An 11,619-nucleotide genomic window follows, 5' to 3' on the forward strand; every position below is an offset into this window, starting at 1 on the left:
CGATCAGACGTGGAAGTCGCACGGCGCCTCCAGAATGCTTGCGGCGGCGACGAGATCGGTCGAGCCCGTTTTCTCCGAATGCGCGCGATAGATTGGGCCGATGAGGGCGAGGGCTTCGTGGATGCGGCGAGTTTGTATCAACAAGCGTGCCAGCGGCACGGCAGCCTTTAATTCCCAACCAGGGGAGGCCTGCATTCCCGCAAGTTCAATGGACTTGCGCAAGGATGACTCGGCGGATTCGAAGTCCGGTTGGGGGCTTCTCAAGATAATTTGGCCTTGTGTGCGCAGAAGGCTCGGAAGGTAGAATTGCTGATTCATTTCCCGGGCCGATGACAGGGCGCCGTCGATCGTCGCGCGCGCCTCGTCATGATTTCCGCACTGGGATAGCCCATCCGCCAGAGCTATCGACGCTGTTGGAGTGAGCATGTGCAGGCGCTCGCGGCTAAGCCGTTCGAGCGCTTGTCGCAATGTCTCAACTCCGGTCGAGAAGTCTCCGGTCATCAAGAGCCATTCTCCCCTCAGCGCCAATGCGGCAGACGTGTGAGTTTTGATCGATAAACGTTCGGCGTGTACAAGCAAGCGCTCGATATACAGGGCCGACTCAACGGTGTTGCCGCTCCAAAGCAAGACAGGTACGGAGTGGGTGATCGCCATGGTGTAGTTGCTTGGCAGAGATATCTCCGCCGCATCGTCCATGGCCTTGATGGCCAGCTTGCAGGCGCTATCGGGGGATCCGCGGAGCCAGACGCAGCGTGCCAGCGAGATCTGGGCCCTCAGGCGATCGTCGTATCCGAACAGATTGATTTTCGCGCGGCCGGTCGTGGCTTCAAGCCTGGAACCGCGCTCGTAGTGGGCGATCGTTGCCAGTTGGTCGCCTGCCATATGACTGGAAGCTGCCATCAGCCATTCAGCATTGATGCGATCTTCAGGAGAATCGCTGCGTTCTGCGATGGCTCCGCTGCGCTTCACGGCGGCCAGCGCCGCTCCGAAATCGCCAGTTCGGTTGAAGAAGAGGGCCAGGTCGCCCAGAAGGCGAAGCTGTTGGGGCGCTTGCCCGAGAGCCTCGGAGAGAACCAACCCACGCTCCAGGGCATTCCGAACCTCCGGCGTATTTCCGAGGGTGTACATCGTGGACACCGCCAGCGCTTCCTGCAGGCGCGCTTCGCTCTCGGGAATTTCGCCGAGGTCGTCTTTAAAGCTTAATGCCAGTTGTGACCAGTGCCGGCATTCGTTCAACAACCAGAGACCGAGAAAGAGCGGGGCGGTGTCGGCCGCAAGCTGAACGCCAAGCGGGCGGGACTTCTCGTTGGAAAATGTCCATTCGAGTGCCTTTCGCAAATTTCCGACATGCGGCGCGTGACGTCCAATATCAGCATAGGTGCCGTGCTCGAGCGCGGTGGCCTTGAACAGCTTCGAAAAATAGAGCGCGTGGCGCGCGGCAATCGATTCAGTCTGTTCGGTCTCGGCCAGCTTGGCGGCCGCGTATGCCCGAGTCGTGTCGGGAAGCCGATAGAAGACGGTGTCACCTTCCCGATGAACCCAGACGAGAGACCGGTCGATCAAGCTCATGATCGTTCTGGAGACGTTGGCGCTATCATGGTCGCCATTGTTCGTGATCGAACACGCGGCGTCCATTGTGAACAGACCGACGAGCATGGAGAGGGCGGATAGGACGCGCTGTTCCTCTCGATTGAGAAGCCTGAAGCTCCAGTCGAGCATCGATTCGAGCGTTCGATGTCGGGGAGCCGCGTCGCGGCGACCAACCAGGCCGAGGTCAACGTTACCGACAATCAGGTTGGCGACCCCAGAAATACCGTAGGTGCCAACCCTGCTGGCCGCCATTTCGATTGCCAGTGCAATTCCGTCGGTTCTTCGGCATATTCCGGAGACGATCGGCGCCTCGATATCGCTCAGCTCGCCATTGAATCCGCTAAACTTGGCGCGATCCAGGAAGAGTTGCACGGCTGGCGTGGCCAGCGCCTGCGCTGCGGTGGGGCACTCCTCCATCGGGCAGGCGAGAGGGCTTAGCAAATGGATCGTCTCGCCGTCGACACGCAGCGCTTCTCGCGACGTCGTCAGCAGATGGACAGCTGGAGCTTGTTGAAACAAGCGCGCGGCCAGACCGGATGTTGAATCGAGGAGATGCTCGCAACTATCAAAGATGATCAGCACGCGTCTGCCGGTGAGGAAGTTCAAAATCTCCTCAACGGGATCGGCGCCTCCGATCCGGCAGCCAATTGCCGAGATGATAGCCTCGGGTATCCGTTCGGGGTCAGAGACGGCGCCGAGATCGACAAAAGCAATATTGTCGTCACCAAACTCCGCTCGCAAACGGTCCGCAACGGCTGTCGCGGTTGTAGTTTTCCCGATGCCTCCGGAGCCGACGATACTTACGAACCGACGTTCAAGGAGAAGTTCGACCAGGCTGTTGACAACATCGTCGCGGCCGACCAGCAACCGGGGTGGTGGCGGCACGCGGCCCGTGAGCCGGGGCGCCGGGGATGCGGTCGGCAGAGACGGCGCCTCGGTGGCCTCTCGCGTGACGGATGCGACGAAGCTGTAACCTACACCGCTGACATTGACGATGTAGCGTGCACCGTCGCGACCGTCTCCCAAAACGCGGCGAAGCGATGCAATGTGTACTCTGACACCCGCATCGTCGACGGCCACGCCTCGCCATGCGAGATCGACCAACTCGCGCCGACTGACGACCTCGCCGGCGCGATCGATCAGGACGATCAACAGGTCGAGCGCGCGAGAGCCGATCCGCACCGGCTTTCCGTCCTTGGTCAGCAAGCGGCGCGCGCGGTCCAGGCGGAAGTTTCCGAACGACGTCGTCGTTTCTCCTGAATGAAGATCGTTGTCGCGCTGGGGCGATAAGGGCGAGGGGGCTTCGGCTCGAACCTTCGCATGAACTGCCACCTGCGACTCCCTTTCCCCGGTCGATAAATATCGTGCGCAGGGCGCAGGCAAAATCTTCCAGAATCGCAGGTAAAATCTTCCAGAATTGTGACGCAGGTTGCGGAAAACTGATCCGCCCGGGCTATCCATTGGTCGAAGGGCGCCGGCCTTAGCCGTTATCGATGGTCTCTGGTTGGTCACCTGATCGACGCCAACGCCCGGGGCCGACACCCACATTCTCCGTGAAGGAATTGGTGAAATGGCTTTGGCTGGAAAATCCGCACGCAAGGGCAATCTCGGCTATCGAAAGCGTCGACCCTGACAGCATTGCTTGTGCCCGCTGCATGCGACGACCGAGCTGCCACTGATGAGGTGACATTCCGGTGGTGCGCTTGAAGGCCCGACCGAAATGGGCGACCGAAATGCGGCATTCCCGGGCGAGTTCGGCCATGGAGACGTCGAGCTGGCTGTTTATTAGGTCTTTCGCACGACGTTCCTGCCATGCTGCCAGCCCGTATGTTCGAGTTTTGTTTGCGCCATTCAACGTCGCATATTGTCCGAGCACGTTGATGCACGCAGCATCAAGGATCGAATCGAGCAGAAGTCCGGTCGTCGCGTGGGGCCGGTCCAAGGCCGCAAGAGCCGTCTCGGAGAGATGACGCATGACAGGATCGTCATGGCCGGTCGTCGGCCGATGGATGAAATCCGCGAATGCCGGTAAGTCATTCTGTTCGGCGTAGGCCTTCATGGTCGAAATCGGCATGTAAAAGTGCACAGTGCCGCCGGGATTCCGACAAAGGACCCGAGGATCTTCTCTAAGATCGATGATGTAGGTTGTTCCACCTTGCACGGGATCGGATGAGACGAACCGACTGCCTTGCCAGAATTCCTGCCGAATACTTTTGAGTGGAACGATCACCTGATAGGCGTCGAGAAAACCGAGCGAGCCGCTTGGCTTTCCTGTGGCTCCTCCTCTCAGCACCGAGACAGCGATGGTCCCTCGCTGCAAGGTACGACGGACATGGGTGGGAGGTTCGGGCAAACGGAAACTGGCTGCCAGATGCGCACCATAGGCGCCTTTGCTGGCCGATTTCCCACCGGTGGCGTGTGGCTCGCTCATCTGGAAACCTCGACGGCAATTATGCGACCGAATGCTCGATCGATCGATCTCAAACGCACGATTTCGTTGACTTCTGGACGTCATGCGCGCCTGACGAAGTCGGCGAGTGGCTCGGCAAGTTCCCGGAACAGAAGCCCCTGTAGGTCTTACTTGGTGCCAGTCCGAAGGGTCGAGCGTTGACGGCGCTATGGGTCTCACCGTAAAGAGCACTCACTGACCACGTTGGGTAGTAAAGCGGTAGTAACGGCCTTTTTTCGTTCAGCTCGCGCCGCTGCTAACCCTCTGAAATTGTTGCTCCGGAAGGGTGGCCGAGTGGTTTAAGGCACCGGTCTTGAAAACCGGCGTGCCCGCAAGGGTACCGTGGGTTCGAATCCCACCCCTTCCGCCAGTCGATCCGACCGGGGGTCTATCGGTCAGGCTTTCCGGGGCAGGTGATCCGTGAATCCAACATCCAATCCGGCCGTGCTCGACAAGCTGAAGCTCCGCATTCAGGCGTTGCGTGCCAAGACGATCGCCAATGGCTGCACCGAGGACGAGGCGCTGTCGGCGGCCGCCAAGGTCGCCGAGCTGCTGGATCGCCATGATCTGTCGCTCTCCGACGTCGAACTGCGGGCGTCACCGTGCGAACGGAAGGTTTACGAGACCCATCGCAAGAAGCGTATTCCCCTGGACGACTGCATCGGCGCGATCGCTCATTTCTGCGATTGTCGGGTCTGGCGCGAGAAGAACGCGGCCGGCGAGAACCACTATGTGTTCTTCGGTCTCGGCGCGGATATCGAGGTCGCGCATTATCTGGCTGAATTGATCGACGGCGCCGTGCGCGCCGAGCTCGGCCGTTTCAAGACTTCGATCGACTACAGCAGGTTCCGGCACCAGCAGCGGCACCTGGCCAATGCTTCCTTCGCGCTCGGCATGGTGGCCTCAATCGCGCAGAGGCTGGTGGCGATCAAGGCCAGTCGCGATCAGGTCAACGAAAGCGCCGGCCGCGGGCTGGTGGTTCTCAAGACCTCGGTGGTCGATGCGGAGTTCGACAAACTCGACCTGAAGATGCGGACCCAGCGCAGCGCCAGCCGGATGGTATCGATGACGGCCTATGAAGCCGGCGGCGCCGCCGGTGCGTCGCTCGCCATCAATCCCGGGCTTGGCGGGTCGCAGGCAGGGACAGCTCGTAAGGGAAGCTGAACGCAGCCTCACCGTCATTGCAGTTCAGTCGATCGATTTCTCGAGCTTCTGGGCTGCGCGGAAGTCGTCCATATGCTGCAGGTTCGGCCCGTAGGCAGCCTCTTTGGTCAGCAGGTGGTAGATCCGGGCCACGACGGTTTGGAGATGCTTCATTCGTCCGCGCGGCATCGCCCGGGCCTTGCAAAGGGCCCGGACCGCGTGCGCCCGGAAATAATCAAAAGCGTCTGACATCGCGGACTCAACGTCCCGCGCAATGATTGGTTCTTGGATTGGTTCTTGGATTGGTTCTTGTTCGCGCGTCCTAAAACGCTGCCAGGAACGCAATCGCGTTCAGGAACCTGGCCCAGGTTGGCCTGTTGTTCGCACTCTCGTCCAGCTACGGAGGGCGCCCTTGGAAAGTACGATCATCGGAGAATTCGACACGCGCCGCGGCGCCGAGCTTGCGATTGAGCATGTCGTGCAGGAATGCGGCGTGCCGCGAAGCGACGTCTTCGTCCAGGCCGCCGGTGGCGCGAACACGTCGGGGACACGCACCGCCGGTCCTGACGCCAAGGCCGCGCCTGCGCCGGAGGGGCACCAGAAGCTGGAAGGTCCAATCGAGGTCTCCGTGGACTTTCACGGCGATGCGCCCGAGAAGATTGCGGACGCCTTGAAAGGCGCAGGTGCAAAGACTGTCCGAACCAAGTAGCGGCGAGGGGAGACTGTGGCGCTGGAATCCGCACACGCCGAACGGTCAGCCTGGTTCTGGTTGGGGAACCCCTTCCGCGTTCAGCGCGTTTCAACGCGAACGCAAATTGCGAGGCCTCCCTGCTTCAGAGCTCATCGACCCTGATCCCCGGCGACACCGTCTGGCGGCGGTGCGAGGCGCGGCGTGTGGCGGTTCTCAACGATGCTGCCGCTTATTTCGCGGCCCTGCGGGAGGCCCTGCTGCAGGCGCAGGACCTCGTTTATATCGTCGGTTGGGATATCCATAGTGAAACCAGGCTGGTCGGCGAGTCCGGGCGAGCGGATGATGGCTTGCCGGAACAGCTCGGCCCGTTCCTGCGCGCGCTGGTCCAGCGACGTCCCACCTTGCGCATCAACATTCTCATCTGGGACTTTGTCTCGTTCTACGCTTCCGAGAGGGAATGGAATTCCGCGGCGAAATTCACCGCCGACACAGATGGCCGCGTCCGGTTTTATCTTGATTCCACACTTCCATTTGGGTCGGCCCAACACCAGAAGATCGTCTGTGTCGACGGCTCACTGGCGTTCGTCGGCGGGCTCGATCTGACGATCAGGCGCTGGGACACGAGTGATCATCGCGCCGATCACGCGTCGCGCTGTGATCCCCAGGGCAAGCCATACCTGCCGTTTCATGATGTTCAATGCCTGGTCGACGGGGATGCGGCGGCGTGGCTGTTCGACCTCGCGGAGGAACGCTGGCGCGCGGCAGGCCAACAGATTGACGATCGGCGCCCGCTGAAAAGCTTGCGCTGGCCGGCGAATGTTCCGGTCGAGGCTGAGCATATGCCGGTGGGCATCGCCAGGACCGAAGTGGTTTGTCCGGCAGGTTCGACGCTCCGGGAGGTCGAACGTTCGTTGATCGCAGCGATCCGGTCCGCGACGAGCTTCGTGTACATCGAGAACCAGTTCACCAGCGCCACCAAGATCGCGCGCGAATTGGCGGAGCAGATGCGGCGCGTGCCTTCGCTTCGGGTTGTGGTCGTCACGCCAAAACTGCATTCCTCGTGGCTGGAATCCCAGGCCATGCAGAACGGCCGCGGCGCCTTCATCGACTGCTTCAGTTCGGCCGGCGTCGCCGATCGCATCCGCTTCGTCTATCCGGTATCGGGGAACGGGGACACGGAAGCGGCCGTGATGGTGCACAGCAAGCTCATGATCGTCGACGATCTCATCTTGAGGATCGGTTCGGCCAATCTAAACAATCGATCGATGGGCGCCGACAGCGAATGTGACCTGATCTTTGAAGCCACATCGGACGAGCATCGAAATTTCATCGCTTCGGTCCGCCGTCGCCTGATCGCCCATTTCTGCGGCCTCGATGAACAGACCGTCGCGCAGAACGACGATCGTCTTTTTGCGCTCCTGGACGACGTCTCAAGAGAAGGTGGGACGAAGGCGCTGCGCGACGTGGAATCTTCGGTCCTGACCAGCGCTCTGGCCACGATGGTTCAGCCGGTGGCGGACCCTGAGCGGCCTCTTCATCTGGAGCGGGCGGCATCGCGCATGTGGAGCACGAAGACGATCATCGGGATGGTCTCGATAGCCGTGGCGCTTTGCGGACTCGCAATGGCCTGGTCGTACACGTCCTTGAGCGATTTTGCCGACGCGGGCCGGATGTCGTCGCTTCTGTCCGCCTATTCGCAGTCCGTCTGGGGGCCGCCATTCGCGATTGCAGCTTTCGTCGTCGGCGGGCTGGTCGTGTTTCCGGTTCTCGTGCTCATTGCGGCAACTGCTGCCGCACTCGGACCATGGCTAGGCTTCGTCACCGCCATGACGGGGGTCGTGCTCAGCGCCTTTGTCCTGTTTGCGATCGGACGGGCACTCGGCCGCGAGCGCCTGCAGCGTTTGCTCGGACGACGTACCGCGCGCATCCAGGAGCGTGTTGTCGGCAAGGGCATTCTGGCCGTCGTCGTCATCCGGATGATTCCGATCGCGCCGTTCTCGGTGGTGAATGTCGTGGCTGGCGCGAGCACGCTGCCGCTGCGTGACTTCCTGGTCGGAACGCTGCTCGGCATGACGCCGGGCATTCTCGCCATGGCAGTTTTGGGTGCTCAGATCGCAGATCTCGCCAGGAATGCGTCCTGGGTCAACATATTGCTGCTCGCACTGGCGTTCCTGGGCTGGCTCGCGATCTGCGCCGGCGCGCAATTCGTCGCGACGTGGCTCGCCGGGAGGCGATGATGGCGCCGATGCGCTTCATGACGTGGAATGTGCATGGCACCTTCAATCTCAATCCGAAGTTCGATCTGGAAGGTATCTGTTCCATCATTCGCAAATGGGCTCCCGATGTCGTCGCGCTTCAGGAGGTGGATTCGCGATCGCGATCTGACGATCCGTTTGCGAAGCTGGCGAGTGTCGTCGGCGATCACCGTGTTCACGCCAAGTCGATCGTCACGGCGGATGGCGAATACGGCCAGACGCTCCTGAGCCGCTTCCCATTCTCCGGCCCGCCCGAGATCGTCGACGTGTCGTATCGTGAGCGCGAGCCGCGCCGGGCGATCGCGGCGGGACTGCTGACGCCGGTCGGCGATGTCCGCGTGGTGGCCACGCATCTCGGCTTGAGCATCCACGAGCGCCATGCGCAGGCTCACGCGCTGGTGAGCCTGATGAAGCCCGGAAGGACCGTCGTCCTCGGGGATTTCAACGATTGGTTCTGGATCAAATCGGTGCGGCGCGTGCTCGCGCAGGCCTGCCCAAACCGTACGCGGCTGCGAACTTTCCCGTCGCATTTACCCCTGCTGCGGCTTGACCGGATCTATGCGACCTCCGACAGCCCGATCGGGAAGGTTTGGACCGACGAAGGGGCGCGGGCTTACTCAGACCATTTGCCCGTTATTGCAGACATCGAGATCGCCGGCGGGTCAAACGCGTCTTAAGCGCGATAGAAAAGTTCTTTCTGCAGAAGGACTTGGCTACTGTGCATGGGGTTGTTTTCGCACATTTGTGCAGTCGGCCCACGCTGCCGCCCGGCGGGACCAAGGGGAACCCTTTCCTGACCCCCGCGTTATCTGGCCATGACGGAAGACATTTCCTACCGGCGCAAGCCCTTGACCCCCGAACAGCGGCAGGCGCGCGATGCGACACGCCGTATCGAAGCCGAAAAAGCCATGCGCGATCATGAAGCGGCGCAGAAGGCGTTTTATGCCAACAAGGAGCGGCTGAGAGCCGAACGGTTGGCACGTGAACAGACGGAAGCCAAGGGCTGACCGCGCGCTGTCGCCCCGTCAAAGATGTCCTTGCCTGCGAGCGCCGGCCTCAGTGCCGGTGAGGGACGCGCGTCACGCTCAACGCCTGCTTCAGCGCCTGAACGGCGGTTGCGAAAGATCTGCGAGGCGATTGCGCCTCGATCGCTTCGGCTGCGACGCGACAATCGTCGGCGACCTTGAGCAACCCGCTTCGCGCCAGGTCCATGGTGGAGAGGGCTGCCTGCTCAAGGCAGACCCGTTCAAGCCGTCGAAACTCCCGCAGTTCTTTGTTCATGCGTCAGCTCTCGATGTCTCCGGGCCATGGGGCGCTGAGTCTGCTTAATCAATGGTAAACATCTCTGCCTAGCCGGGTTGGCTGGCGTAGAGCTGGTGGGTGACCTGCACACACCCGGTCTGGGCACGCCCAGCGGGCTTGACGGCGTTTGGCTTCCGCCGGAAGCTTCCAACGATCCAGATTTGAACCACGGAGACGTTCGCTTCCAGCCAGTCCGACCCCGATCAGCGAAAACCGAAATGGAGCTGACCATGACCACGTTCGACAAGCGCGAGCAGGGCTTCGAGGCCCAATTCGTCCACGACGAGGAACTCATGTTCAAGGCCACGGCCCGGTCCAACAAGCTGCTCGGGCTCTGGGCCGCCACCCAGCTCGGCCTCAGCGGCGATGCCGCGGCCAGCTACGCGACGGCGTTGGTGACGGACCATCTGGAGAACCAGTCGATGGACGACGTCGTGGGCAAAGTCTCGGCCGATCTTGCCGCCAGGGGCGTATCGCGCGAACAGGTCGGCCAGAAGTTCCAGGAATGCCTGCAACAGGCGGTTCAGCAGCTCGCGGCAAAATCCTGAACGGCGCGCCGTCGGCGCTCACAGCTCCATGTAGACGATCTCGATCGGCTCGCCGCCGAGGCCGTGAGAGAATTGCCCTCTGCCAGTGCTTCTGAAGCCGTATCGTTGGTAGAAGACTTCGGCATTGATCGTGGCTTCGAGACGGATTGGTCCGCTATGTCCGTCACGCGCCTGGGCGACGCCGATGTCGAGCAATCGCTGGCCAAGCCCGGAGCCGGCGGCCTCGGGCAGTACGAACAATCGGGCGACCTCGCCCGGCTCGGCGTCGACGAAGCCGACGATGACGCCGTTGCGAAGGCAGACGGTCATGCGTCCCCTGGCGATGAGCTCTTGGTAGAAGCGGGGCGTGCGCTCACCCATCCAGTTCTCGATCTGCGCCGGCGAATAGCATCCGTGCGCCAGACCTGCGATTGAAGCCTTGGTGATGTCGAACACCGCTTTCGCATCGTCCGCGCGTGCCGCCCTGAAAGACAGCTCTCCATCGGCGGAGCGCGGGCGGTCATTACTCGGCATGTTTGCGCATTCCGGAGTCGCTGAGCTTGTCGACGTAGGCTATGCCTAGGGCCGAGACGATGAAGGTGAGGTGGATCAGCACCTGCCACATCACGCCAGTCTCGGTGAATCCGGCGCGGTTCGACCCGAGATTGCCGGCCTCGATAAAGGTGCGCAGGAGCGCGATCGAGGAGATGCCGATGATGGCCATGGCGAGCTTGATCTTCAGCACGCTCGCGTTGACGTGGCCGAGCCATTCCGGCTCGTCCGGATGACCCTGAAGGTCGAGCCGCGAGACGAAGGTCTCGTAGCCGCCGACAATGACCATCACGAGCAGGTTGGAGATCATCACAACGTCGATCAGCGCCAGCACGCTCATCATGATCTGCTGCTCGGTGAGATCAATCGCGTGCCAGGACAGATGCCAGAGCTCCTTCAGGAACAGCACGATGTAGACGCATTGCGCCACGATCAGACCGAAATAGAGCGGCAGCTGCAGCCAGCGCGAGCCGAAGATGATCATCGCGATCAAGCCCAGGCGCGGCAATGGCAGGCGCGGTTCGGTGCGGAGTTCGGGTCCAGGCTCAACCGACATTCAGCAGCATCCTCGCACCAAGATCATCCCGCTTCCTGTAACCCGACAAGATGGCCCGCGGAAGACGTGAGGCGCCTGTCGCTTTCCGAGGACCGTGCTGTTTCGTGCTATCGTGCCCGAGCGGCCTTCGTGCGACGGCCAGGATCGGGAGGCGGGTGGTGGCTTGCGGACTATCTTGCGGAGTATCTAGCAGCAGCTTCGGCAAATGGCCCGGCGCGATCGCGCTCGCTGCTGCAATCCTGGTCGGCTGCGGCGGCGCTGAGGTATCGGCCACACCGCTGACGCCATTTCGCTACGAGGCGCAGGCGCAGCGTCATTGCCCGCACGACCGGGTCGTCTGGCTCGATTTCAGCAAAGGTGTCTACTACGGCAAAAGCCAGAAGCGGTACGGCCAGGGTTTTACCGGCAGCTTCGTCTGCTTGAGCGAAGCCCGCGACAGCCTCTATCGGCGTTCGCTGCTTGGACTGCGGTAAGCGTATTTTTCGTGCTGGGTGCTCAGGCGAAGGCCAATGCCACGAGGCTGGAGCACAGCAAGACCAAACCGCCGGCGGTCA

13 protein-coding genes and 1 tRNA gene are annotated in these 11,619 nt (G+C 61.6%); 8 read left to right on the top strand and 6 right to left on the bottom strand.

What is annotated here, in order from left to right; all coding sequences use genetic code 11:
• Window positions 1–3: 3 nt before the first annotated feature.
• Complete coding sequence (locus AC0L3K_RS13760; protein WP_354128240.1) at window positions 4–2,922, bottom strand: ATP-binding protein; 2,919 nt, start codon at window positions 2,920–2,922, stop codon at window positions 4–6.
• Between the two features lie 148 nt (window positions 2,923–3,070).
• On the bottom strand, window positions 3,071–4,021 hold the full coding sequence (locus tag AC0L3K_RS13765) for a helix-turn-helix domain-containing protein (protein ID WP_219684324.1): 951 nt from the start codon (window positions 4,019–4,021) through the stop codon (window positions 3,071–3,073).
• A 298-nt stretch (window positions 4,022–4,319) separates the two neighbouring features.
• Here AC0L3K_RS13765 and AC0L3K_RS13770 point away from each other — a divergent pair.
• Window positions 4,320–4,409 (top strand) — tRNA-Ser (locus AC0L3K_RS13770).
• Window positions 4,410–4,459: 50 nt separating this feature from the next.
• On the top strand, window positions 4,460–5,203 hold the full coding sequence (locus AC0L3K_RS13775; RefSeq protein ID WP_219684323.1) for a DUF7168 domain-containing protein: 744 nt from the start codon (window positions 4,460–4,462) through the stop codon (window positions 5,201–5,203).
• A 24-nt stretch (window positions 5,204–5,227) separates the two neighbouring features.
• Here AC0L3K_RS13775 and AC0L3K_RS13780 read toward each other — a convergent pair whose 3' ends face one another.
• Window positions 5,228–5,434 carry a hypothetical protein gene (locus AC0L3K_RS13780; protein ID WP_007591053.1) on the bottom strand — a complete coding sequence of 69 codons (207 nt, stop codon included), beginning with the start codon at window positions 5,432–5,434 and terminating at the stop codon, window positions 5,228–5,230.
• A gap of 160 nt (window positions 5,435–5,594) precedes the next feature.
• Between AC0L3K_RS13780 and AC0L3K_RS13785 the strand changes: the two genes are divergently transcribed.
• The 4 genes from AC0L3K_RS13785 (at window position 5,595) to AC0L3K_RS13800 (ending at window position 9,135) form a co-directional block, all read left to right on the top strand.
• Window positions 5,595–5,891 (top strand): hypothetical protein, encoded by a 297-nt coding sequence (locus tag AC0L3K_RS13785; protein ID WP_219684322.1) that lies wholly within the window; start codon window positions 5,595–5,597, stop codon window positions 5,889–5,891.
• A gap of 185 nt (window positions 5,892–6,076) precedes the next feature.
• Complete coding sequence (locus tag AC0L3K_RS13790) at window positions 6,077–8,110, top strand: VTT domain-containing protein (protein ID WP_219684321.1); 2,034 nt, start codon at window positions 6,077–6,079, stop codon at window positions 8,108–8,110.
• Window positions 8,107–8,805, top strand: coding sequence for an endonuclease/exonuclease/phosphatase family protein (locus AC0L3K_RS13795; protein ID WP_473366228.1), 699 nt, complete (start codon window positions 8,107–8,109; stop codon window positions 8,803–8,805). The genes AC0L3K_RS13790 and AC0L3K_RS13795 overlap by 4 nt, the downstream gene beginning before the upstream one ends.
• A gap of 138 nt (window positions 8,806–8,943) precedes the next feature.
• Window positions 8,944–9,135 (top strand): hypothetical protein, encoded by a 192-nt coding sequence (locus AC0L3K_RS13800; protein ID WP_007591059.1) that lies wholly within the window; start codon window positions 8,944–8,946, stop codon window positions 9,133–9,135.
• Between the two features lie 49 nt (window positions 9,136–9,184).
• Here the strand turns inward: AC0L3K_RS13800 and AC0L3K_RS13805 are convergent, their stop codons facing one another.
• Complete coding sequence (locus AC0L3K_RS13805) at window positions 9,185–9,409, bottom strand: hypothetical protein (RefSeq protein WP_007591061.1); 225 nt, start codon at window positions 9,407–9,409, stop codon at window positions 9,185–9,187.
• 251 nt (window positions 9,410–9,660) lie between these two features.
• Here AC0L3K_RS13805 and AC0L3K_RS13810 point away from each other — a divergent pair, with 251 nt between their 5' ends.
• Entirely contained in the window at window positions 9,661–9,978 is a 318-nt protein-coding gene (locus AC0L3K_RS13810) for a DUF1476 domain-containing protein (protein ID WP_007591062.1), read from the top strand.
• A gap of 18 nt (window positions 9,979–9,996) precedes the next feature.
• On the opposite strand, the gene AC0L3K_RS13815 is transcribed toward AC0L3K_RS13810, so the two are convergent.
• Together AC0L3K_RS13815 and AC0L3K_RS13820 are read right to left on the bottom strand one after the other, a co-directional pair.
• A complete protein-coding gene (locus tag AC0L3K_RS13815) occupies window positions 9,997–10,491 on the bottom strand; it encodes a GNAT family N-acetyltransferase (RefSeq protein WP_219684319.1) in 495 nt (164 codons plus the stop codon).
• Entirely contained in the window at window positions 10,481–11,065 is a 585-nt protein-coding gene (locus tag AC0L3K_RS13820) for a TIGR00645 family protein (RefSeq protein ID WP_007591065.1), read from the bottom strand. The genes AC0L3K_RS13815 and AC0L3K_RS13820 overlap by 11 nt, the downstream gene beginning before the upstream one ends.
• Window positions 11,066–11,223: 158 nt before the next feature.
• Between AC0L3K_RS13820 and AC0L3K_RS13825 the strand changes: the two genes are divergently transcribed.
• Window positions 11,224–11,538, top strand: coding sequence for a hypothetical protein (locus AC0L3K_RS13825; RefSeq protein WP_219684317.1), 315 nt, complete (start codon window positions 11,224–11,226; stop codon window positions 11,536–11,538).
• Window positions 11,539–11,619: the final 81 nt, after the last annotated feature.

The sequence above is a fragment of the Bradyrhizobium sp. MI1.10 genome, assembly GCF_055811035.1.

Coding starts and splice junctions, on each gene's coding strand:
- AC0L3K_RS13795 (WP_473366228.1), top strand. CDS start 8,107: ATGATGGCGCCGATGCGCTTCATGACGTGGAATGTGCATGGCACCTTC.
- AC0L3K_RS13815 (WP_219684319.1), bottom strand. CDS start 10,491: ATGCCGAGTAATGACCGCCCGCGCTCCGCCGATGGAGAGCTGTCTTTC.
- AC0L3K_RS13810 (WP_007591062.1), top strand. CDS start 9,661: ATGACCACGTTCGACAAGCGCGAGCAGGGCTTCGAGGCCCAATTCGTC.
- AC0L3K_RS13820 (WP_007591065.1), bottom strand. CDS start 11,065: ATGTCGGTTGAGCCTGGACCCGAACTCCGCACCGAACCGCGCCTGCCA.
- AC0L3K_RS13805 (WP_007591061.1), bottom strand. CDS start 9,409: ATGAACAAAGAACTGCGGGAGTTTCGACGGCTTGAACGGGTCTGCCTT.
- AC0L3K_RS13765 (WP_219684324.1), bottom strand. CDS start 4,021: ATGAGCGAGCCACACGCCACCGGTGGGAAATCGGCCAGCAAAGGCGCC.
- AC0L3K_RS13800 (WP_007591059.1), top strand. CDS start 8,944: ATGACGGAAGACATTTCCTACCGGCGCAAGCCCTTGACCCCCGAACAG.
- AC0L3K_RS13780 (WP_007591053.1), bottom strand. CDS start 5,434: ATGTCAGACGCTTTTGATTATTTCCGGGCGCACGCGGTCCGGGCCCTT.